This is a genomic window from Hyphomonas atlantica corrig., assembly GCF_000682715.1.
Classification (GTDB): Bacteria; Pseudomonadota; Alphaproteobacteria; order Caulobacterales; family Hyphomonadaceae; genus Hyphomonas; species Hyphomonas atlantica.
The window spans coordinates 36,531-58,162 of sequence record NZ_AWFH01000001.1 but is presented as its reverse complement, the minus strand read 5'-3'; the positions used below and the strand labels follow the sequence as shown (position 1 = coordinate 58,162).

The following is a 21,632-nucleotide window of genomic DNA, read 5'->3' as shown; positions in this document are numbered from 1 at the left end:
GTGCCTCAGCAGATCGTGTCGGCTTCGCCCTGTTCGCCGAACCCGTCGGCGATGAGGCTGGCGATGGCGGTGACGGCCTCGGCGGCGTCGGGGCCTTCGGCGTTGATTTCCACTTCGCAGCCCGTATGCGCGACCAGCATCATGAGATCCATGATCGAGCGTGCATCCGCCGTTTCGCCCTCATGCGAGACGATGATGCGGGATTCGAATTCCCCCGCGAGGCGTGACAGGCGCGCGGAGGCGCGGGCGTGCAGGCCCTTGCGGTTGACGATGGTGGCGCGCTGGCTGGCGGTGACGGTTTCGGTGTCGGGCATCAATTCGACTTTGTGAGAAGTTCAGAAGCGATATTGATGTATTTCCGCCCGGCCTCTGCGGCAACCTTGGCGGCGTCTTTCAGGGAGAGGTCTCCGCGCACTTCCGCCAGCTTGATCAGCATGGGCAGGTTAACGCCGGAGAGCACTTCAACATTGCCGGTATTCATCACCGACATGGCGAGATTTGACGGCGTGCCTCCGAACATGTCGGTCAGGATGATGACGCCCTTGCCATTGTCGCAGGATTTCGCCGTTTCGCGGATCTGGTCGCGGCGCGCTTCGATATCGTCCTCGACCTCTATGGAGATCGAACGGAATCGGTCCTGTTCGCCGACAACATGCTCTGTCGCGGCGACGAGTTCGCGGGCAAGCTTTCCGTGGCTGACAACCACAATTCCGATCATGGGCGTTTCCGGCTATTAAACTTTACGAACTTGTCATGCTGCCACTGCGAACAGGAGCGTCAACCCTGATTCAGCTGCTGGGCGACTGGGTAGCCCATCTAGTTGCCCGAAAGCCCCAGCACATCGTCCATGTCGTAAAGGCCGGCATCCTGGCGCACGGCCCATGCTGCAGCGCCCAATGCGCCATGTGCGAACACGGCGCGATCAATGGCAGTATGGCTGAGCGACAGGATTTCCATATCGGAGGCAAAACTCACCTCATGCTCGCCGATAACCCCGCCAGAGCGGCGAACGGCGAAGCCGATGCTGCCCGCGCGGCGCTTGGCATCCGGGCCGTCATAAGGCGCGGCGCGTAATTCCGACAGCGGTTTGCCGCGACCGGCTGCGGCCGCTTCGCCCACCATCAACGCCGTGCCAGAGGGCGCATCCACCTTGCGGCGGTGATGGGTTTCCAGGACTTCGATGTCCCAGCCCGGCCCGAGCCGTTCGGCGGCCATACGGGTGAGCGCCTGCAGCAAATTGATGCCGACAGAGAAATTGCCTGCCTTCACGATGGACAGCGTCTTGGCCGCGTCTGCGATTTCCGCCTCTTCTTCGTCGGAAAAGCCGGTTGTGCCGATAATGACGGCGCGGACACTGGTGTGTTTCAGGGAATCGAGCGCCGCCAGCGTCGCGGCAGGGCGTGTGAAATCGATCCAGACATCCGCATTGCTGGCCGCAGCCACCGGATCGGTTGCGGGTCTCAGGTCCAGCAGGCGACGCCCGGCAAGCTCGCCAATATCACTGCCCAGGAATTCAGACGCCGGGGCCTCGCTGCCGCCTGTTACGGTGAGGCCAGCGTCCAGCGCTGCGCCAACCAGCTGGCGGCCCATGCGGCCTGCCACTCCGGCCACGGCGACACGCATCGAATCGGAAGGGGATAGATCAGTCATCGCGCCCTTATAGCGGGCTTTTCCGTCAGGGCGAGAGGCGCGCGGGCGCGCGGAACAAATTTCTCGTGTGGAGCGTTTATAGCGCATGGTTCCAACAGATACTCTCTCGCGGCTGGGCCGCGTTTCGTGTGTGATCAACCCGCAATCGGGCAGCACGCCCGCAGACGCGGCAGACCTGATCCGCGCCAAGCTTTCCGGCCTGCCGGATGAAGCAAAACTCCATGTGGCCGGGGAGGGCGATCTGCCGGTGCATGTAGAAGACGCCCTGGCCGACGACCCGGACACGCTGATCGTCTGGGGGGGAGACGGGACAATCGCCTGCGCCCTGTCGCATGCCGGCATGACAGGTCCGGCCATCCTGCCCTTGCCGGGCGGAACAATGAACATGCTGCCGACCCGCGCACTGGGCGGCGATTATGATTGGGAAACGCTCATGGACGCGGCCCTGAAGGGCGGACGTGTCAGGCCGATGCCCTGCGGAGAGATTGTCGGCGGTCCGCGCTTTTTCGTGGCCGCGATGATGGGCGACATGACACGCTTCACCCAGACCCGCGAAGCGCTGCGCGAAGGCAATCTGATGGAAGCGGCGGAGATTGTGCATGATTCTTCGGCGCTGGCTCTGCGCTCAAACCTGCATTGGAAGGTGCCGGGACAAACCCTGCGCAAATCGACTGCCGTGACGGTGAACATCAATGCTGACACGCCGGGCAAGCTGGAAGTTGCGAGCGTCGACCCGGAAGGTCTGCTCGGACTGGCGAAAATTGGCATTGAGATGCTGGTAGACGGCTGGCGGAATGCCGAGGACGTTGATCTTCTGTTGGCGGATCAAATCGAGGTCGCCAATTCCGAGAAGGACCGCATCAGCCTGACGCTGGATGGGGAGCTGCGTGAAATGGCGTCCCCGGTTCAGTTCCAGCGTGTGGATTCTGCGGTCAAGATTTTCGTGCCTGATCTGTCCCAATGACCCTGATTGCACAGATTTCCGACGTTCACTTCGGCGCCGAAGATGATCGGGCCATTGCCGAAGCCGCGGCCTGTATCGAAGAGGCGGGGCCTGACATGCTGGTCCTGTGTGGGGATTTGACCCAGCGGGGAAAGCGTTCTGAATTTGAAGCTGCGGCGACCTGGCTTGATCAATTCGATCTGCCAAAGCTGGTCGTGCCCGGAAACCATGACACACCCATGTTCAATCTTGCTGCTCGCGCGGCTGAACCGTTCAAGCGGTTCAAGAGCCTGTTCAGCGACTTGTTCGATGTGGCAGAGGCCGGTGAAGCGATCGCAGTTGGGCTCAACACTGCGCGTGGCTGGCAGGTGCGGCGCAACTGGGCCGAGGGGACGGTCAATCTGGATGATCTGGATGAGGCGATCATTCGCGCGGCTGAATCTGACGCCGCGCTGAAGATGATTGCCTGTCATCATCCGTTCCATTCCCTGCCGGGCGCGCCCTTGCGCACGCGCACACGTCGGGGCAGGCGCGCCTCTGACAAGGTTGCGGCGAGCCATGTTCAAATGTTGCTGACAGGGCACGTCCACACACCATCCGTCACGTTGCGCCAGCGCGCAAATGGATGTTATCTCGCCGTATCGTCAGGCACATTGTCTGTGCGCCTGCGAGCTGAGCCGCCATCCTTCAATCTGGTGCGGCTGGAAGACGGGAATGTCAGTGTGGACCGGTGCGACATGCACAGTGACGGGCCGAAACTGTCCCGCATGGGCGAATTTGAAGCCCATGCCAGCGCGTGTTCCTGATCGCCTACTGAGTGCCGCCGGTTTCAAAACTCGCCTGTAGCTCGGCGCGGATTCGATCAACCAGCAAATGTACCTTGGGCTGAAGGTGTCTGGCCTGCGGGTAGACGGCCCAGATGGGTTCGGGCTCCGGGCGGAGGTCTGCGAACAATTCCACCAACTCACCGCTTTCAAGATGCGGCGCGACATAGAAGAGAGGCAGCTGGCCGATACCTGCGCCTGCCAGCAACGCATCCAGCACGGACGCGCCGGAATTGCATTTCAGATTTCCCCGTGGGCGGATCGTTTCATGCTGGCCGCCGTGCCGGAACCGCCAGCTGCTGGATGAGCCGATGATGCAATTGTGGGATTTCAAATCATCCAGCCGGTCCGGCGTGCCGTTGGCGGCAAGATAGGCTGGGGCAGCGCAGACCAGGAATTGCCGCCTAGCCACGCGAGAGCTGATCAGGCGGGAATCTTCCAGCTGGCCAGTTCGGATGGCAAGGTCAAATCCCTCGGCGATCAGGTCTACCAGTCGATTCGACAAATCCAGTGTGATCTCGACTTTTGGATAGTCCTGACAGAATTGCCGGACGATCGGCGAGATGTAGCGCTCGCCAAGCGAGGTCGAGCAAGTGATCTTGAGTTCGCCCTGAGGCTCGGTGTTTCCGCCCACGACTGCGAACAATTCGTCGCGCGCGCGGATCAGCGCTTCACACTGGCTGAGCACAGTGCGGCCCGTATCTGTCAGGGAAACTTTCCGCGTCGTGCGATAGAGCAGGGGTGCGCCGATGGCGTTTTCGAGTTTGGTGACCGCGCGGCTGACGTGAGACGTCGACACATTCAGCATCTGGGCCGCAGGCTTGAAGCCCATACAGGTGGCCACGGCCACGAATTCCTCGATTCCATCCCAGCTCGCGCGCATTATCCCAATCCTGCAACAATGAATTTCGAATTACCTACTTTATCGCTGAATTCGCAAGAGTAGTATGGCAGGCAAACTGAATGGAGTTCCCTCATGAAAACGCGCGCTGCTGTCGCCTTTGAAGCCAAGAAACCGCTGGAAATCGTCGAACTCGATCTGGAAGGCCCGAAAGCGGGTGAAGTTCTGGTCGAGATCATGGCGACCGGCATTTGTCACACCGATGCCTACACGCTGGACGGGCTCGATTCCGAAGGCATCTTCCCGAGCGTTCTGGGCCATGAGGGCGCGGGCATTGTGCGCGAAGTGGGCCCGGGCGTGACGAGCGTGCAGCCGGGTGACCATGTGATCCCGCTCTACACGCCGGAGTGCCGCCAGTGCAAAAGCTGTCTTTCGGGCAAGACCAATCTCTGCACGGCGATCCGCGCGACGCAGGGCAAGGGCCTGATGCCGGATGGCACGACGCGGTTCAGCTATAAGGGCCAGCCGATCTATCACTATATGGGCTGTTCGACCTTTTCGAACTTTACCGTGCTACCGGAAATCGCTGTCGCGAAAATTCGCACCGACGCGCCCTTCGACAAGGCCTGCTATGTCGGCTGCGGCGTGACAACGGGCGTGGGCGCGGTGGTGAACACGGCGCAGGTTCAGGTTGGCGACAATGTCGTCGTGTTTGGCCTCGGCGGCATCGGGCTGAACGTGATCCAGGGCGCGAAGATGGCCGGGGCGGACATGATTGTCGGTGTCGACATCAACCCGTCCAAGAAAGAGTGGGGCGAGAAGTTCGGCATGACGCATTTCGTCAACCCGAAGGAAACCGCCGATGTGGTCGCGCACCTTGTGGAGCTGACCGATGGTGGGGCGGACTATTCCTTTGATTGTACCGGCAATACGGATGTGATGCGTCAGGCGCTGGAATGTTGCCATCGCGGCTGGGGCACGAGCGTCATCATCGGTGTGGCCGAGGCCGGCAAGGAAATCAGCACACGGCCGTTCCAGCTGGTGACGGGCCGCAACTGGCGCGGCACGGCCTTTGGCGGCGCGAAAGGGCGCACGGATGTGCCAAAGATTGTCGACTGGTACATGAACGGCAAGATCCAGATCGACCCGATGATCACCCACGTCATGAAGCTGGACAAGATCAATGATGCGTTCGACCTGATGCATGCGGGCGAAAGCATTCGGAGCGTGGTGGTTTACGACTAGGTCGGTCACGTCCAGAGTGGTCGGGAAGGAGCCATCCATGACCATTGTAAAACGCAATCTTGACATCTACCGCACGCGCCTGATCACGCTGCAGAACATCCTTGGCCGGGCCGAGGCGGAGCTGGTTCCGGAGGACCCGGAAAAAACAGCCCTGCTGACGGCCCGGCTGGCCGAGGACATGCTGCCGCTGCCCAATCAGGTCTGGTTTGCATGCCGTCAGGCAGAATTGCTTCTGGGCAAGCTGAATGACACGCCCGTGAAGGAGTTCGAGGTTGATACGGCGAGCTTCGCGGACCTGCAGGCGCTGGTGGCCGAGACGATTTCCCGGATCGAGGCGCAAGCCGACGCAAAGGAAAGCTTCGCCGAGGCGAAGACCCCGCTTGAACTGCCCGGCATGCCGACGCTTTCCATGACCGGCCAGGACTATATCGATGAATGGCTAACGCCGAATTTCTATTTCCACCTCGTCACCGCCTACGACATCCTGCGGGCCGAAGGGTTGGCGATCGGCAAAGCAGACTATTTGAGCCATTTACGCCCGCTGCTGGCGGCGGCTATGGCTAGCTGACGCGAGGGGAGGCCGAAATCCCTCTGGCGCTGTTTCGGCGGCTGAGGCACAAATTCCCCATCCATAAGGAGGAAACACATGTTCAGTCACGTCATGGTCGGCACGAACGACCTTGAGAAATCGAAGAAATTCTATGATGCGCTGTTCAAGGCGCTGGGCGGGCGCGAGGCGATTGTCGATCCGAAAGGGCGGCTGATCTATTTGCATAATGGCGGGACGTTCCTCGTGACACCGCCGATTGATGGCGAGCCTGCCTGCCATGCCAATGGCGGTACGATCGGATTTGCGGTCGACAGCACCGAGCAGGCCGATGCCTGGCACAAGGCCGGGATCGAGGCTGGCGGCACGGCGATTGAAGACCCGCCAGGCTGGCGCGAAGGGAATGGCATGAAGCTGTACCTTGCCTATCTGCGCGACCCGGACGGCAACAAGATCTGCACCATGATGCGCGGCTAGGCCGGTCAACTAAACACACGGTTCAGGGCGGCGCGATTGCGTCGCCCTTTTCGATTCCCTAGGGCAGATTTGCGCGCGCTGTATCCTGGCGCGCCATGCAAGACAGGAACTGATTTATGCTCACTCACATCATGATGGGGGCCACCAACCCCAAGGCCTCCATTGCGTTCTATCAGGCGGCGCTCGGCGCGGTTGGCGTAACTGCGACGGTGTCGCCAGACGACCGGGCCTACTTTTCAAAGGATGGCCTGATGCTCATCGTAGCCCGGCCCGCCGATGGAAAGGATGCGACCTGCGCGAACGGCCTGACCATCGGTTTCCGGGCGCAGTCTGCGGAAGAAGTCGACGCCTTCCACAAGGCAGGTATTGAGGCGGGTGGCACGGATGAGGGCGCGCCGGGACTCCGCCCGAATGCGCCGGGCAAGGCCTATGGCGCCTATCTGCGCGATCCGGATGGCAACAAGATCTGCGCCTTTTGCCAACTGGCTGAGTAAGGCCCCAGCCCGCAGGATGGAAAATCAACCTGCGGGCCTCGCCTTGCGGTTCAAATCGCGGCATGGTCTGCGCATGACAGAGTTTACGCATTTCACGCTGATCGCTGACGGACATGTGTTCGAGCCGAACGAGAATTACGGCACGGAGATTGGCGCATGCATCATGGGCATGAAAGTCTGGGCCGAGGATGCCGAACAGGCCGCCGACATGATCGTCCAGATTGGCAAGCGGCTCGGCTTCAAGGTCGATGGCGAACTCCAAGTCTACCAGACCGAGCCGGAGATCGCCGCCGAGGACCAGCCATTCGGCTATGATGTTCAGTTTACGTCATATGCTGACATGGTCGACGAGGATGACGATGAAGACGACATCGGCAACGCCACCATTCATTAAGCGGCCAGGGCGATCCGGTAATCTGTCCGCGCAAGGCGCGCAGGCAGGCTGAATTCCTTCAGCGCGCTGCCGCGAATACGCTCCAGAAGATCATCCGCGCGGGCTAGCGCGTCGCCCTCCAGGGCGGAGTATGCGTCCAGTGCCGCCTGAAGGCGCCAGAGCGGAAAAGTGCGCGCCGCCGCCGGGCCTTGAGTGTCTTCGATATCAATCTCGATTTGCCCGACTGCACGCGGCACATGCGTGCCGGGGGAGGCGGTCTCGGCCCAGGCGCCGAACAGTTCCGCCGTCTGGTGGAGGGCGGGGAATTGTTCCCGCATCTGGCGGGCAAGGATCGGCACCAGTGTCAGCGGAATTTCGTCATTGGGCAGCAACTCGCCCTCAGACGGAGAACCTGCCTTTACACGCTCCACCCAGTCGGCAACTTTCGGCGCGTAGCGCTTCATCAGGTCGCCGGATGTCGGGTCACGATAGAGGTGAGCATAGAGCGGACCATAGAGCGCAAAGTCCGCCAGCGTGGCACGCCCCCCCAGCGCATAGGGGTGTACTTCCAGATGGGTCGAGAATTCCCGCAGGAACGCTTCATAGCTGCGCTCGATCGCCGGCGCAGTGGTCGGGGAAACGCCAAGCGGCGGCAACGCGCCCTTGAAGCGTTCTCCATTGCGCTTGCCGATGTCATATTGTTCCGGCGCCGGGCGGTCCGGCGCAGAGATCGCGCCAAACTCCTGATAGGCCCAGTCTTCATTGTAGTTCCAGCGATAGTGCATTGCCGGCAGGACGAGCCACTCATCTGCATAGAGCTGCAGCAGCTGCGCGACGAAGGCCTGAACCGGCGTGTCCGGAATTGCGGGAGGGGAGAGCCCTTCCGCCGCCTCGACATGGGCGATGATGTCGGCGGTATCCTGCACGATCTCTCCGCTCGGCGTCTTCATCACCGGAATGACCGGCCAGCCAACCGAGGGCAGGATGATGTCGCGGTAGACCTGTTGCGTCGCCAGCTCCTCGACATAATCCACGCCGCGCCAGTCGAGATAGGCGCGCGCCTTGCCGGTGAAATAGCTGACTTCGGCGCCGTAGAGTGTGTAGCCTGGCATGATACGGTTTTCGTTCCTGTGTAGTCGATGTTGTGCAGTCTGCTGAAGGAAGGTCACGCCTAGTCGCTGAAGCACCTTTGACGCGTGCCATATTTCGTCTCTTCAACATTGTAGCAGCGCAATTCGGACTGCTTCTGATAGGGCGGCTTCCAGTTCAGCAGCTCGTCATAGGCGGCGTCGATTTCGGCACGGCGCGCGGCTTCCCGGCGATTGGCGGCGTCCCACTCGGCCTGTTGCCGGGCTTTCTCACGCATCACCTGATTGTAGTGACGCTCCCAGGTCTTGCGGGCCAGTGGCAGCACATCCGGCGGGATCGCCGCGCACAAGGCTTTGTCAGGGGCGCCCCAACGGTCGAAGACTCTGGCGAGACCGACGAAATCCTCTTCAGCCTGACTGAACTTGCTCCAGTCATGGGCAATGTTGCGCGAATACCAGATCGCCGCCTGGCAATTCCCGCCCTGAACATAGGTTTCGGCGAAGGTCTGGTCGCGCCACATCCAGCGTTCAACAAAGGCCTTCCAGTCATTCTCGTTCCAGATGTTCGGCTTGTTGTTCCGGAATTCCTCCTCGGCCCCATAGGCCTCGAACAGTTTCGGGTCCTGCTTCGCGACCCAGTCGCCCAGCTCCTGCGGCATGGCCGGGCATGCCTGTCCGGCGGCTTGTGTCTTCTCGAATTGCAGGGCCCAGCTGATGCCGCTGTCCGGCACCGGATCGACGATGAAACTCATCTTGTCCCGATTGATACCGCCAAAGACGTAGGAATAGGCGATCTGGCAACCATCGAGCGTGCCGAAACGCTGATAATCGTTGCGGGCCAGAAGGCGCTCGCGCTTGGACTTTCGCAGATATTCGTCCTCGCGGGCCTGCTTCTCGGCGGCAGCCTGCGCCGCTGCAGCAGCCTCTGCTTCCCGTGCCGCGATCTGCACGGGATCTTCAAGGGCGGCATAATTGTTGTCGTCATAATACTGCATGAAGGTGGGTATCAGCTCGATGGGTGCAACGCCGCATCGCGTCGCCCCTTCATCAGGCTTGTTGCGCACCTGATTGATCAGGTAGTAGGCGAGCATGCCCCATTCCCTGTATCTGGCGATCTGGGCGTCGGTCATCGGCGGCGCCTCGCTGCGGTAATTTTCTCCGCGGTAAAACATCGTCTGTCCGGCGCGAAAACAGATATCGATCGGCAGGTCCGTTTCGGTCAGCTCGACCTCATCGAGATAGATGCCCTCGCCGGCGGAACCGAAACAATCGCCGACGACCGCCATCGCGTTGCGCACGGCGCTCGCCGGCGGCGGGTTCTTGAAATAGGCCGTGGAGACGCCATTTTCCGGCACGTCGAACTGGCTGAGCTCATTCGCGATATTATAATTCAGCGGCAGTCCACATTCGCGCTCACCATTGAAGCACGCCGCAAAACTCTTGCGGGACACGTATTCCATTTCGTTAAGGAACTGGTCGCCGGTGACATGCCACTTCAGGATTATCGTCGCCATCGAATTATCCGGGATGAACCAGTATTTCGTCCCATCACTTCGATAAGTTGTATTGTAAAAATTCTCGGAAATCATGCATTGCTTGTTCTGCTCATAGGGCGTCCAGTCCCGCTGAACGGTCTGTGCCTGTGCACTCGCGGCAAACGCCGTCACAACCCCCAAAAGAGTCAGCAAAATCCGGATCATACTTGTCCCCTTAAGCGTGCATGTCTTGTGCGGCCGTATCCCCGGTGTTTTCGGAATCAAGACCGGTGCGACCTGTGATGATGGTCTCCTTGTATCAGAGGCGAAGTCGAAGGGAATCCCAAGTTTCGCGGTTTCAGCGAGTTGAGCCTGTTTTTTTCCGATTGTCTTCGTTTTACTTGGCGGGGTCTTTGCGCCACTATCGCCAACATGCGTGGAGTGGCGTATTCGAGGCCCAAAAGGGTGCTGAACCTCGAGGGGCGGCGGCCACCAAAGCAAAACCGAAAAGGATCATGGCGTGCAACCAACTGAAGTTTCTTCGTGGCAATCCTTTGGCGGCACGCTGTCTGTCCATGATCATGAAAGCGCCTTGCAGAACTGCACGATGCGGTTTGCGGTCTACACCCCCTCGCAGGCGAACCCCGAGAAGGTGCCCGTGCTGTGGTATCTGTCGGGCCTGACCTGTACCTGGGCCAATGTGATGGAGAAGTCCGGGTTGCAGCGTGCGGCCTCCAAGCATGGCATCATGATCATCGCGCCGGACACCAGCCCGCGCGGCGAGCATGTGCCGGATGATGAGGCCTATGATCTGGGGCAGGGCGCAGGATTTTACCTGACGGCGACGCAGGAGCCGTGGGCGAAGCACTACAAGATGGACGAGTACATCACCGAGGAACTGCCGAAGGTGATCGCGGAGAATTTCCCTTATGCGGATATGAGCCGGCAGGGGATCTTCGGCCACTCTATGGGCGGTCATGGCGCGATCACGCTGCACCTGAAACATCCGGATGTTTACAAATCCTGCTCAGCGTTCAGTCCGATCACCAGCCCGGCGCAGGTGCCATGGGGCCAGAAGGCATTCGGCGCCTATCTCGGCGCGCCTTCGGTTGCATGGGAGCAGTATGACGCGACTGAGCTTGTCAAGGAACGTCAGACAAAGGCGACAATCCTGGTTGATACGGGTACGGCAGATACTTTCCTTGAGCGGGAACTGAAGCCTGAGATCTTTACCGAAGCCTGCGCAAAGCATGGCCAGCGGCTGGATTACAATCTGCGCGATGGGTATGGCCACGACTATTACTTCATCGCGACCTATATGGACGAGCATATTGCCCACCATGCGCGGGCGCTTGGCAGCTAGGTACCATCCGGCCCTCCCGGGCTAAACGTGTTCGGCTTCCAGATAGGACATCAGGCTGGCCAGATCCTCGCGAACCAGGAGGCTGGAGAACTCGCTGTCGCCTCCAAATTCCAGCCATGTGCCGGATTCGTCATGCGGACGCAGCATGCGCACATGTTCAATGTTCACCACGCGCACCTTGTCATTGTTCTTCTGATGCAGGACGAGGAATTCAGCCATGGGAAGTCACGCTCCGGATTGTTGAGCCTGCGTGTATCACCAGTTCACTTGTCTGCAAATGACGCCGGTTGCTTTGATGCGCTGGATCAGACCGCCTTGGCGTGGCGTTGGGCGGCGGGTTTGTAGCGACCATCAAGGCTTTGCGCGACTGTGCGCAGGAAGAGGCGGGCCTCAGTCGGAACACGGATCGTTTTGCCGTTCAACTCGCAAAGGCCCGCAGACTGCAGGAAGCGGGCGGTCTCCAGCGCATCGGCGAGACTGCCGCGAGGGGCCTGCATCTCGTCGCAGACGGCGTCCACATCCACTTCCAGATCACACATCAGCCGCTCGATCGCGCGTGAACGCAGCCTGTCATCGTCGGTGAAGGCCACGCCGCGCTCAACCGGCAGGCGACCATCATTGATGGCGGCTTGCCAGTTTGGGCGATCCTTGAAGTTCTGGGCGTACCCTTCTGAAAACTGGGAAATTGCTGTGCTGCCGATACCAATCAGCGTGTCGCACGGGTCATCCGTGTAGCCCTGGAAGTTTCGATGCAGGGTTCCGGCGCGCGCAGCAACGGCAAGCGAGTCATCTGCACGGGCGAAATGGTCCAGTCCGATGGCGTGATAGCCTGCCAGTTCCAGCGTGTGTGCACCTGCCTCGGCCTGTTCGAACCGTGCCTCAAGGCCGGGCAGGGCGTCCTCGTCGATGGCCTTCTGGTGTTTTGCAAACCACGGGACATGCGCATAGCCAAACAGGGATATGCGGGCCGCGCCCATCTCTGCGGCGAAGTGCGCGGCATCTTCAACATCGGCCACGGTCTGGTGTGGCAAGCCGTACATCAAATCCATGTTGATTGCCCGAATGCCGGCATCATGCAGGCGGTCGATGCCTTCGCTGAGCAGGATCTTCGGCTGGATGCGCCCCACGGCCTGCTGGACGGTAGGGGACAGGGTCTGGACGCCGAAGCTGACGCGATTGAGGCCGGACACGGCCATTGCGTGAATGAAATCTGGCGACAGGCTGCGCGGGTCGATCTCCACCGCGATTTCGGCATCGGGCCGCAAATGGAAGGCGCGGGCAGCGTGGGCAACCAGATCCTTGAAATCCTCTGCCGACAGCGCATTGGGCGAGCCGCCCCCGAAATGGAGATGCGCCATGCCCGCATGGTCTCCGAGCGCTGCGGCCCACAGGTCAATCTCGCGGTGCAGCGTTTCCAGATAGGATGCAATCCGGGAATAGCCGTTCGGCACGCTGGTCGCGCACCCGCAATAGAAGCAGAGCTTCTCGCAGAAAGGCACGTGGATATAGACCGAGACCGGCTTGTCAGGGGTCGTCGCGCTGGCCCAGAGGCGGGCATCCGGTTCCGAGACATCCGGCGCAAAGTCTGCGGCGGTCGGATAGCTGGTATAGCGCGGGACAGGGCGCGACGCGAAGGGGATCCATGCCTGTTTCATGGCGTTGTCCTACCAATGGCTGTACAACGGGGAACTAGGGGGAAACCCGTAAGCGAGACGCATCTCGACGCCGCCCGCGCCGCAGCCTAATCTGCCCGGGCTCAGAGGAGGTTGCCCCATGATCCGACTGCTCGCCTGTGCCTTCGCGGCCAGTTCACTCAGTTTACCAGCGCTTGCCGGCCCGGAAGATTTCAAGCCAGGCCCGCCTATTCCGACCTATGGCAAGGTCGCCGCCGTGCCGGACGCGGAACGCCTGAACAAGGACGCCGTCTTCAAGATCGCCTTCGATACGGCTGCCGCGGCTGAACCCGGCAAGGTGAATCGCACGCTGGAGAGCGCCGCGCGTTTCCTGAACATGCATGAAGCGGTTGGCATTCCGGCCAGCAATATCCAGCTGGCGGTTGTGGTGCATGGCGGGGCCTATGCTGACTTGCTGAAGCGTGAGGACAATGCCTCCGCGCCACTGATCGCTGCGCTGCTGAAGAACCGGGTGCGAATTATCCTGTGCGGCCAGACGGCGGCCTATCGCGATGTCACCAAAGCCGACCTGTTGCCGGGCGTTGAAATGTCGCTGTCAGCCATGACGGCTCACGCGCAATTGCAGCAGGACGGGTACACGCTGAACCCGTTCTAATCCATCGCCTCGGCTTTCAGCCAGATGCCTTCGCGTTCTCCCACACGGCGCTCTACCAGAAGGCGGGCGACCTGGTGGTCGTCCTCGAAGACATTGCCCGTCAAACTGTCGAGCAGGGCCTTGGCGAGATTGTCGAGATCCATCCAGGGCGCGTCTCCCGTGTACTCCATCATGATGTGCACGGAATAATCGCCGTAGCCGGGGCGAAGAGGCGGGAAGTCCTTGCGGAAGAACTCTTTCAGCAGCGTCTTGTAATATTTGGTTTGCGTCGTCAGGCCCGTGCAACGCACTTCGAGCGCGCCTTCATCGGTGATGCGCGCGCGCACCTTTCCGGCGCTGGTCCAGTCCGACAGGCTCATCCGCGCATCCGGTGGCGGGATTGCATGCGGGCCTCGATGGCCTCCTTGGAGGCTTTCAGGCCGAGGCCGGTTTGCTCCCGAAGCAGTTTGATGGCGAGGAGTTTCTTGCGGTCGTCAATTGCGCGGTCGATCTCGGCCCAGCGGGCCTTGGTGACGCGTGAGAGGGCATCTTCGACCTGTGCCTGTGTCAGGATTGGCGGCGAGGTCGAGTTCTTCCCGATACCGCGCACAAGGAAGCCGAGCCCGAAGGCGAGTGCCATCAGGACGAGAGTCTCCGGCTGGGTCAGGGCGTGGGCGAAGGTATTCAAGATGTATCCTGGCTCAGCTTGCAGGGGAGGGGCTGTCAGGCGGCCCGGCACAAGCGCAATCTAGGCTCGGCGAGGGGACGAGCGCAAGCCAGCAGTCCGACAGGCGGCTGCGGCGTATCGGGCCAGTAAACCGGCAACACCTTGTCATGTGCGCCCACTTGGCTAAACCCGGCTCGAAAGCTTTTCCACGCACGAGGATTCAAGACCATGACGACGCGGACCGAAACCGACACGATGGGCCCAATCGAAGTTTCTGATGATGCCTATTGGGGCGCACAGGCGCAGCGCAGCCTCGGAAACTTCAAGATCGGCTGGGAAAAGCAGCCCGAGCCCATCATCCGCGCGCTGGGCATCGTGAAAAAGGCCGCTGCCGAAGCGAACATGGACCTCGGCAAGATGGATCCGGACCTCGGCAAGGTCATCGTGCAGGCCGCCGAAGAAGTGATCGAAGGCAAGCTGAACGATCATTTCCCGCTGGTTGTCTGGCAGACGGGGTCGGGCACCCAGTCCAACATGAACTCGAATGAGGTCATCTCAAACCGCTCAATCGAGATTCTTGGCGGGGAAAAAGGCTCCAAGAAGCCGGTTCACCCGAATGACCATGTGAACATGTCCCAGTCGTCAAACGACACATTCCCGACAGCGATGCACATCGCCTGCGCCGAGGAAGTCGTGCACCGCCTGATCCCGGCGCTGCAGGTTCTGCACAATGCGCTCGATTCCAAAGCCAAGGAATGGGCTGACATCATCAAGATTGGCCGCACGCACACGCAGGACGCCACGCCGGTCACGCTCGGCCAGGAATTCTCCGGCTATGCCCAGCAGCTGCAGAACGGCATCGAGCGGATCGAACTGACCCTGCCAAAGCTCATGGAACTGGCACAAGGCGGCACGGCCGTCGGCACCGGTCTCGCCTCGCCTGTAGGGTTCGCCGAGAAAGTCGCTGAAAAGATCGCGGCGATCACCGGCCTGAAGTTCACGACGGCACCGAACAAGTTCGAAGCGCTGGCCGCGCATGACGCGATGGTGTTCACGCATGGCGCGATCACCACGGTGGCTATGTCCTGCTTCAAGATTGCGAACGACATCCGCTTCCTCGGGTCCGGACCGCGTTCCGGCCTTGGCGAACTGGCTCTGCCAGAAAACGAACCGGGCAGCTCCATCATGCCGGGCAAGGTGAACCCGACCCAGTGTGAAGCGCTGACACAGGTCTGCGCGCACATTCACGGCAACAATGCCGCAATCGGTTTCGCAGGGTCTCAGGGTCACTTCGAGCTGAACGTGTTCAACCCGATGATGGCCTATAATTTCCTGCAGTCTGTCCGCCTGCTGGCCGACGCCGCAATCAGCTTCACTGAAAACTGCGTTGTCGGTATCGAGCCGCGCCTCGACAATATTCAGCGCGGCCTCGAAAACTCGCTGATGCTGGTGACGCCGCTGAAGGAAAAATACGGCTATGACCGCGCCGCCAAGATTGCCAAGACGGCCCACAAGAACGGGACGACGCTTCGCGAGGAGGCCATCGCCGACGGCATCCCGGGCGACGATTTCGACAACATCGTCGACCCATCCAAGATGATTTCGCCGGGGTGATTGACGTTCACTAGTTGTGAACATAAGTTCTCAACATGAGTTCGCTTTCTGGATGGCGCAAAGCAAACAGGCGCTCCCTTGCATCGCTTGGGGAACAGATAGGTTTGCAAAAGGGGTTCCTGTCCGAAGTCGAGCGGGGACTGAAGCGACCTTCTGTTGAGGCAGCGAAGCGTATTGAGGCTGCGACCGATGGCGAAGTAACAGCGGCGGAATTGCTCGGAATCTCCGGCGGTGTCAGCGAAGAGGCTACTCCGTTTGAGCCTGCGCTTGCCTCCGAGGCGCGTGCGCTAGGCTTAGATCCCAATGCGATTGCCCGCACGGCTGTAGAAGAAGCCGTGAAGCGGGCACGTATGGATGCATGGAACGAGAAAAACCGCGAGGCCGTCGACAGCTGGAACAAGCTGGTCGAGCGTGAAGGCCTATGGTCCGATGATTTGCGGGCGCTCTAGCGAATGGAGCGTCTCGCCGTTCATCGCTTGAGTCACGGCAAGCCACCAGTTGTGATCTTGCAGTATCCCAGCATGGACACGGGAGATATTGTGCTGGCTGCGCCGCTGTACCCCGCTGGCGCAGCCATGCCGATGGAGATCATCACACCGGAAGTCGTATTAAACGGGGACAGATTTATCCTCGGGGTTCATCTGCTGGCTGGAATTCGCAAATCCAGTCTTGAAGGCCGGATGGGAGATTTGCTCGCATATGAGTACGAAATCTCCCGCGCGCTTTCGCGTTTGTTCTTCGGAAATTGAAAGTCGCCCAAGGTGCGGGCAGGGGCTGGAAACGCATTGGTTTTCTCACGCCTGCGGTTGCGCGATGCCATGAAGATGGCCATACGGCGGCAAACATCTTCCTGCCCTCACAATGAAGAGTGTCATCCCGTGGTAAAATCGTCTTTTGCAGCCTTTGCGGATCGCCTCGGCGCGCAGAATTTCTCGCAGGCCAATCTCTCCAAGTTCACGCCAGACCGGATCAAGATTGAATTGCTTTCGGGCCTGACCGTGGCGCTGGCGCTTGTGCCGGAGGCCGTGGCCTTCGCCTTCGTGGCGGGAGTGCACCCCCTGGTGGGCCTGTATGCGGCCTTCATCGTCGGGCTGGTAACAGCATTGATCGGCGGTCGGCCGGGCATGATATCCGGGGCGACCGGGGCCCTCGCCGTCGTCATGGTGTCGCTCGTTGCGCAGCATGGCGTTGAATACCTGTTCGCGACGGTTGTGCTGATGGGCATCCTGCAGCTTGCGGCAGGGGTCTTCCGCTTTGGCAAATTCATCCGCCTTGTGCCGCACCCCGTGATGCTTGGCTTCGTGAACGGTCTCGCCATTGTGATCTTCATGGCGCAGCTGACCCAGTTCCAGGTGCCAGGAACGGCAGAAGTTTCCGGGCACGGCATGTCGGGCGGGGAATGGATGAGCGGCTGGCCGCTCGCGCTGATGCTGGCGCTGGTTGCGCTCACCATGCTGATCATCTGGGCCTTGCCGAAATTCACCAAGATCATTCCTGCGCCGCTGGCAGGTATCGCTATCGTGGCGGGCGTGGTGATCGCGTTCGGGCTGGATGTGCCACGCGTTGGCGACATGGCGTCGATCGAGGGCGGCTTGCCGCCTTTCCATATCCCGAGCGTGCCGCTGACATTTGAAACCTTCAAGATCATCCTGCCTTACGCGGTCATTCTCGCTGCCATTGGCCTGATCGAGAGCCTGCTGACGCTGAACCTTGTTGGTGAGATTACCGGCAAGCGGGGCGGGGCCAGCCAGGAATGTATCGCGCAGGGCACGGCCAATGTGATCACAGGCTTCTTTGGCGGCATGGGTGGCTGCGCCATGATTGGTCAGTCGATGATCAATGTGAAATCCGGTGGGCGCACGCGCCTTGCGGGCATTGCTGCGGCGCTGTTCCTGCTCGCCTTCATTCTTGTCGGCTCCAGCCTGATTGAGCAGATTCCCCTCGCGGCTCTGGTCGGCGTCATGTTCATGGTCGTGATCGGCACTTTTGCGTGGAACAGTCTGCGCATCATGACGCGCATTCCGCTTCTGGATGCGGGCGTCATTGTGCTGGTGACTGTCGTGACAGTGTTCTACGATCTCGCCACGGCTGTTGTGGTGGGCGTGATCGTGTCGGCGCTGGCCTATGCGTGGAACAATGCGCGCCGGATTCGCGTGATCGAGCGTGACAGTGTCCGCACGCCCGGCGCCCACGTCTACGAGATCGAAGGCCCGCTTTTCTTCGGATCGACAGATGGTTTCGCCGAACTCTTCCACCCGGAAACGGATCCGGACGTCGTAATCGTGGACTTCATGCGTTCGCGCATTGTGGACCAGTCGGCCCTACAGGCAATCGAGGATCTGGCCCGCCGCTATGAAGCGCAGGGCAAGACGCTGCAATTGCGCCATCTGTCCCGCGATTGCCACAAGCTTCTGACCAAGGCTGGCCAGTTGATGGTCGATTCTGATGACGATCCGGAATACGCCGTGGCGGTCGATTATTCGGTTCGCACAGGCGCATTTGGCGGCGGCCACTGATCTTTCCTGCGACCTAATCTCCTTGCGCCAGGCCGGTTGTTCCGCCATCAGGAACGCCGATCAGAAACTTGGAGGAAAGTCGGATGGATATGGATTTCAGTAATTTGTTCTCGGTGGCCGGCAAGACGGTCGTCGTAACTGGCGGTTCGCGCGGGATTGGCGAAATGATCTCGGCTGGCTTCCTGGCCAATGGCGCCAAAGTGATCATTTCTTCCCGCAAGGCGGATGCCTGCGAAGAAACGGTTGAGCGTCTGAAGTCGCAATATGGCGGTGAAATCTATGCCATCCCATCCGATGTGGGCCAGATGGTTGGCATTGAGCACCTCGCCAAGGAAATTGCCGAGCGCGAAGACAAGGTCGACGTTCTCATAAACAATGCTGGCGTCGCATGGGGCGCGAAGCTGGAAGACTTCCCGGAGCATGGCTGGGACAAGGTGATGGACGTCAATGTGAAGGGCCTGTTCTTCCTGACACAGAAACTGATGCCATTGCTGCGCAAGGCGGCAAGCGCCGACAATCCGGCCCGGGTGATCAACATCGCCTCGATTGATGGCATGCACACCTCGCCCATGAGCGGTTTTGCCTACGGCACGTCAAAGGCCGCCGTCATCCATCTGACGCGCTTCATGGGCGCGCATCTGGCTGGGGAGCACATTCTCTGCAATGGCATCGCGCCGGGTCCGTTCCCGACCTACATGCTCTCCACCGGCGTCGGCTTCAAAGGCGAAACCGAAGGCGTGGACTGGCAGAAGATCGGCGACCAGAATCCGTCGGGCCGCGTGGGCCAGCCGTCTGACATTGCCGGCCTCGCCATGTTCCTGTCGTCCAAGGCATCGAACTATATTACCGGCCACACCGTGCCCTGCGATGGCGGCATCGTTTCCTCCAGTTAGAACCAGAGGAACATTGACGCGCCGAGAATGCCGATCCCGGTGAAGACCGTGGCCCCTGCGACGAGCAGGCTGGCCGCGGCCTTGGCCGGCACAGAGCGACTGCGGCGCGCGGCGGAGTAAAGTTCCAATACGGCGAGCGGGATCAGAAAGCTGCCATAGCTGATGACGATGTCGGCAGGCCCGCTCATCGTGCTGTTCATCCAGCGCGGGGACTGATTGATCAGGATCCAGCCCATCAAGCCGACGCGGATGAACCAGACGCCATTGGCGACCATGAACAGGCGCATCGCCCAGCGTTGATGGTCTGCAAAACGGCGTGCCAATGCAAACCGCAATGTATAGGCGGCGCAGACGAGGATCAGCACGGCATTCAGCGACACGCTGACCGCTGAAACGAGCGACAAGTATGTCACCCGTCCCCAGGTCAGCCACAGCCCCCCAAGGGCAAGGAAACAGGCCAGCACCAGAAACATGCGTCCTGACCATCTGTGAAGTTTGGGGAATTTTCGGCGGAGCACAGGCACCAGCTGGATCAGTCCGGTGAACGTCATCACGGCGGCGAGCAAGACGTGTAGCGCAAACATAAGATTGCCCGCATCATCGCCCGGTACATGCCCCTTGATCAGGCTCTTGTCGTTCCAGCCAGCATAGTTTCCCGTGGCGGTGCGCACGCCGTAATAGCTGGCAATGAAGAGTATGAATGCGGTCTGGCCAATGGCTGCGACGCAAAACCAGGCGATGCCGGTTCGACCGAGAATCTTGTTCCAGAGAGTGAGGGGCGGGGGAGATGTGGGCACAATGAGTCCTTCCGGGTTTTCAGACCCGAAAGGCGTGAAGGTGTTGAGGCTCAGCGTCTTGCCGATTTGGAAATCGGCGAGGATTTCCGAAGAAAAACGTCGAATTTGGCGTCGCGAAGGCCTAAGCTGGCCCCGGATCGCAGACATCAGGATGATACCTCATGAACATTGCGCGTGCTTCGCTGGGAAATCTCGGGACGTTTTGGCGAAGCTTGCCGTCCGGGCCGGCATCGCCTCTGGCGATCTACTGGGCCGCCTTTGCGCTGTCAGTTGCAGCTTTCGTCGCCGAATATTTCGTGGGCAGCCATGTGCTGCAGCTTGGTGTCTTGTTGGTGCTGATCAGTTTCGTGCCTTGCGGATTGGCGTGGCTCCTGTCGCGGGAATTGTTCCGCAAGGAAGCCGAACGTAAGGCCTGGCCCGCGCTGGTCGTTGGTGTTCTCTATCTGACATGTCTGATCAACTATCTGGCCCCGGAATCCCACGTCGGTGGCATGTTGGGGGTCGTCGCCAGCATGAAATCCCTGATCGGGTCAGCCATGCTGCTGATGACATTTGTAGAAGCGATTGACGGGATGAACGCGTCAGCGTCGGAGCGAAGATTTCGCCTGAGCTTTGCTGGCGGATATGCCGGGCTAGTCACGGTGTCACTGCTCGCTGACCAGCCGGGACTGGACGCGTGGCAGGACGAGTTTCGTATCGTTGCGGCGTCGCTAGCCCTGATGGGGGCGAGCCTTGCTGTGCTGTATCGGCGTCGTAACCCTCTGGAAGTCAGCAAGACGCGCAAGACAGATCGTAGCCGCAGCGTGCCGTGCGATCCGGCTCTGGCGGCGCGGCTGACAACTTTGCTTGAGGTCGACCGGATTTATCTGGAACCGAATATCAAAGTGGCCGACGCCGCTTTGCGCCTGCGAACGCCTGACTACAAGGTCAGCCAGTGCATTGTGTCGGATCTCGGCTTCGCGAACTTCAACCAGTTGATCAATTCGTATCGAATTCAGGAAGCCTGCGACCAGCTGTTGCAGCCGGATCTGGCGGACCAGCCAATTCTGTCTATTGCGATGGATTGTGGCTTTGGCTCCATCGGTCCATTCAACCGCGCATTCAAGGCGCATACCGGCATGACGCCGAGCGCCTATCGGCGGCAGACCCGGATAGCAGAGTCGGTGCGGTGAGGGCTGGCGGACAGCGCGGCGGCGTCTAGACTGCGCGATAGAGAATCACTTCCCGCCAAGAAAGGCCGTGCTCATGGCAAACGCTCCCGTCGGATCGAAATCCAACCCGTCCCAGTTCGATATTCTGAACAAGCTGGCCGATGACGAACCCTATTTCGTGATCCGGGCACACGACCCGCTGTCGTCTGCACTGGTCGAGCTGCACGCCTATATCGGTGCGGGGCAGGCGGGCGCAGCGCACAACAAGCTGGCCGAGATCATGGCGCTCACCTCTGCAAAGGCGCCGCGCCCGGCCTCCAGCCCGAAATACCGGGAAACCTTCGCCATCTCACTGGCGATGGAGCAGTGGCGCGAAACGCACGGCGAAGACTAAAGGCAGGTCCTG

Annotated in this window: 27 protein-coding genes; 16 read left to right on the top strand and 11 right to left on the bottom strand. The window is 60.4% G+C overall.

From position 1 onward, the window contains the following. Positions 1-5 precede the first annotated feature (5 nt). The 3 genes from HY36_RS00295 to dapB all read right to left on the bottom strand — a co-directional run bounded on the left by HY36_RS00295 (position 6) and on the right by dapB (position 1,650). Positions 6-314 carry an HPr family phosphocarrier protein gene (locus HY36_RS00295; RefSeq protein WP_035546710.1) on the bottom strand — a complete coding sequence of 103 codons (309 nt, stop codon included), beginning with the start codon at positions 312-314 and terminating at the stop codon, positions 6-8. Beyond that, a complete protein-coding gene (locus tag HY36_RS00290; RefSeq protein WP_035546707.1) occupies positions 314-718 on the bottom strand; it encodes a PTS sugar transporter subunit IIA in 405 nt (134 codons plus the stop codon). Before HY36_RS00290 ends, HY36_RS00295 begins: the two co-directional genes overlap by 1 nt. 98 nt (positions 719-816) lie before the next feature. Further along, entirely contained in the window at positions 817-1,650 is an 834-nt protein-coding gene (dapB, locus tag HY36_RS00285; RefSeq protein ID WP_206741130.1) for a 4-hydroxy-tetrahydrodipicolinate reductase, read from the bottom strand. Positions 1,651-1,735: 85 nt separating this feature from the next. Here dapB and HY36_RS17510 point away from each other — a divergent pair, with 85 nt between their 5' ends. Beyond that, a complete protein-coding gene (locus tag HY36_RS17510) occupies positions 1,736-2,614 on the top strand; it encodes a diacylglycerol/lipid kinase family protein (protein WP_051602361.1) in 879 nt (292 codons plus the stop codon). After that, positions 2,611-3,399, top strand: coding sequence for a metallophosphoesterase family protein (locus HY36_RS00275; protein WP_051602360.1), 789 nt, complete (start codon positions 2,611-2,613; stop codon positions 3,397-3,399). Before HY36_RS17510 ends, HY36_RS00275 begins: the two co-directional genes overlap by 4 nt. 4 nt (positions 3,400-3,403) lie before the next feature. Here the strand turns inward: HY36_RS00275 and HY36_RS00270 are convergent, their stop codons facing one another. Continuing rightward, the gene (locus tag HY36_RS00270) at positions 3,404-4,300 is read right to left on the bottom strand and encodes a LysR family transcriptional regulator (RefSeq protein ID WP_035546702.1); all 897 of its coding nucleotides are present in this window, start codon (positions 4,298-4,300) and stop codon (positions 3,404-3,406) included. 93 nt (positions 4,301-4,393) lie between these two features. On the opposite strand from HY36_RS00270, the gene HY36_RS00265 reads away from it, so the two are divergent. The 5 genes from HY36_RS00265 (at position 4,394) to HY36_RS17505 (ending at position 7,415) form a co-directional block, all read left to right on the top strand. Continuing rightward, complete coding sequence (locus HY36_RS00265; RefSeq protein ID WP_035546697.1) at positions 4,394-5,503, top strand: S-(hydroxymethyl)glutathione dehydrogenase/class III alcohol dehydrogenase; 1,110 nt, start codon at positions 4,394-4,396, stop codon at positions 5,501-5,503. 37 nt (positions 5,504-5,540) lie between these two features. Then, the gene (locus tag HY36_RS00260; RefSeq protein WP_051602359.1) at positions 5,541-6,071 is read left to right on the top strand and encodes a DUF1993 domain-containing protein; all 531 of its coding nucleotides are present in this window, start codon (positions 5,541-5,543) and stop codon (positions 6,069-6,071) included. Positions 6,072-6,149: 78 nt separating this feature from the next. After that, on the top strand, positions 6,150-6,527 hold the full coding sequence (locus HY36_RS00255; RefSeq protein WP_035546694.1) for a VOC family protein: 378 nt from the start codon (positions 6,150-6,152) through the stop codon (positions 6,525-6,527). A 116-nt stretch (positions 6,528-6,643) separates the two neighbouring features. Continuing rightward, complete coding sequence (locus tag HY36_RS00250) at positions 6,644-7,021, top strand: VOC family protein (protein WP_035546691.1); 378 nt, start codon at positions 6,644-6,646, stop codon at positions 7,019-7,021. A gap of 16 nt (positions 7,022-7,037) precedes the next feature. Further along, positions 7,038-7,415, top strand: a complete 378-nt coding sequence (locus HY36_RS17505) for a hypothetical protein (RefSeq protein ID WP_051602358.1) — start codon at positions 7,038-7,040, stop codon at positions 7,413-7,415. Here HY36_RS17505 and HY36_RS00240 read toward each other — a convergent pair. Together HY36_RS00240 and HY36_RS00235 are read right to left on the bottom strand one after the other, a co-directional pair. Next, positions 7,412-8,506, bottom strand: a complete 1,095-nt coding sequence (locus HY36_RS00240; RefSeq protein WP_035546687.1) for a glutathione S-transferase N-terminal domain-containing protein — start codon at positions 8,504-8,506, stop codon at positions 7,412-7,414. The two genes, HY36_RS17505 and HY36_RS00240, sit on opposite strands and share 4 nt — an antisense overlap. A gap of 59 nt (positions 8,507-8,565) precedes the next feature. After that, positions 8,566-10,182 carry a hypothetical protein gene (locus HY36_RS00235; protein WP_035546682.1) on the bottom strand — a complete coding sequence of 539 codons (1,617 nt, stop codon included), beginning with the start codon at positions 10,180-10,182 and terminating at the stop codon, positions 8,566-8,568. A 295-nt stretch (positions 10,183-10,477) separates the two neighbouring features. Between HY36_RS00235 and fghA the strand changes: the two genes are divergently transcribed. Continuing rightward, positions 10,478-11,320 carry an S-formylglutathione hydrolase gene (fghA, locus tag HY36_RS00230; protein ID WP_035546678.1) on the top strand — a complete coding sequence of 281 codons (843 nt, stop codon included), beginning with the start codon at positions 10,478-10,480 and terminating at the stop codon, positions 11,318-11,320. A 21-nt stretch (positions 11,321-11,341) separates the two neighbouring features. On the opposite strand, the gene HY36_RS00225 is transcribed toward fghA, so the two are convergent. Together HY36_RS00225 and hemN are read right to left on the bottom strand one after the other, a co-directional pair. Beyond that, complete coding sequence (locus tag HY36_RS00225; RefSeq protein WP_035546675.1) at positions 11,342-11,539, bottom strand: hypothetical protein; 198 nt, start codon at positions 11,537-11,539, stop codon at positions 11,342-11,344. Positions 11,540-11,625: 86 nt separating this feature from the next. Beyond that, positions 11,626-12,975, bottom strand: a complete 1,350-nt coding sequence (gene hemN / locus HY36_RS00220; protein ID WP_035546673.1) for an oxygen-independent coproporphyrinogen III oxidase — start codon at positions 12,973-12,975, stop codon at positions 11,626-11,628. Positions 12,976-13,093: 118 nt separating this feature from the next. On the opposite strand from hemN, the gene HY36_RS00215 reads away from it, so the two are divergent. Next, the gene (locus tag HY36_RS00215) at positions 13,094-13,609 is read left to right on the top strand and encodes a DsrE family protein (protein ID WP_035546670.1); all 516 of its coding nucleotides are present in this window, start codon (positions 13,094-13,096) and stop codon (positions 13,607-13,609) included. Here HY36_RS00215 and HY36_RS00210 read toward each other — a convergent pair. Together HY36_RS00210 and HY36_RS00205 are read right to left on the bottom strand one after the other, a co-directional pair. Continuing rightward, positions 13,606-13,968 (bottom strand): RusA family crossover junction endodeoxyribonuclease, encoded by a 363-nt coding sequence (locus HY36_RS00210; RefSeq protein ID WP_051602357.1) that lies wholly within the window; start codon positions 13,966-13,968, stop codon positions 13,606-13,608. The genes HY36_RS00215 and HY36_RS00210 overlap by 4 nt on opposite strands. Then, positions 13,965-14,276: a hypothetical protein gene (locus HY36_RS00205; protein WP_155841592.1), complete on the bottom strand. Its 312-nt coding sequence runs from the start codon at positions 14,274-14,276 to the stop codon at positions 13,965-13,967. Before HY36_RS00205 ends, HY36_RS00210 begins: the two co-directional genes overlap by 4 nt. A gap of 207 nt (positions 14,277-14,483) precedes the next feature. Here HY36_RS00205 and fumC point away from each other — a divergent pair, with 207 nt between their 5' ends. The 5 genes from fumC to HY36_RS00180 all read left to right on the top strand — a co-directional run bounded on the left by fumC (position 14,484) and on the right by HY36_RS00180 (position 19,278). Beyond that, on the top strand, positions 14,484-15,869 hold the full coding sequence (gene fumC, locus HY36_RS00200; RefSeq protein ID WP_035546659.1) for a class II fumarate hydratase: 1,386 nt from the start codon (positions 14,484-14,486) through the stop codon (positions 15,867-15,869). 35 nt (positions 15,870-15,904) lie between these two features. Then, on the top strand, positions 15,905-16,318 hold the full coding sequence (locus tag HY36_RS00195; protein ID WP_081805956.1) for a type II toxin-antitoxin system CcdA family antitoxin: 414 nt from the start codon (positions 15,905-15,907) through the stop codon (positions 16,316-16,318). 3 nt (positions 16,319-16,321) lie between these two features. Then, complete coding sequence (locus tag HY36_RS00190) at positions 16,322-16,618, top strand: CcdB family protein (protein WP_035546651.1); 297 nt, start codon at positions 16,322-16,324, stop codon at positions 16,616-16,618. Between the two features lie 129 nt (positions 16,619-16,747). After that, positions 16,748-18,385, top strand: a complete 1,638-nt coding sequence (locus tag HY36_RS00185; protein WP_035546647.1) for a SulP family inorganic anion transporter — start codon at positions 16,748-16,750, stop codon at positions 18,383-18,385. Between the two features lie 89 nt (positions 18,386-18,474). After that, positions 18,475-19,278, top strand: coding sequence for an SDR family oxidoreductase (locus tag HY36_RS00180; RefSeq protein ID WP_035548087.1), 804 nt, complete (start codon positions 18,475-18,477; stop codon positions 19,276-19,278). Here HY36_RS00180 and HY36_RS00175 read toward each other — a convergent pair. Then, a complete protein-coding gene (locus HY36_RS00175) occupies positions 19,275-20,222 on the bottom strand; it encodes a DUF2306 domain-containing protein (RefSeq protein WP_081805955.1) in 948 nt (315 codons plus the stop codon). The genes HY36_RS00180 and HY36_RS00175 overlap by 4 nt on opposite strands. 14 nt (positions 20,223-20,236) lie before the next feature. Here HY36_RS00175 and HY36_RS00170 point away from each other — a divergent pair, with 14 nt between their 5' ends. Both HY36_RS00170 and HY36_RS00165 read left to right on the top strand, forming a co-directional pair. Next, entirely contained in the window at positions 20,237-21,247 is a 1,011-nt protein-coding gene (locus HY36_RS00170) for a helix-turn-helix domain-containing protein (RefSeq protein ID WP_051602356.1), read from the top strand. A 73-nt stretch (positions 21,248-21,320) separates the two neighbouring features. Continuing rightward, positions 21,321-21,620, top strand: coding sequence for a hypothetical protein (locus HY36_RS00165; RefSeq protein ID WP_035546644.1), 300 nt, complete (start codon positions 21,321-21,323; stop codon positions 21,618-21,620). Positions 21,621-21,632: the final 12 nt, after the last annotated feature.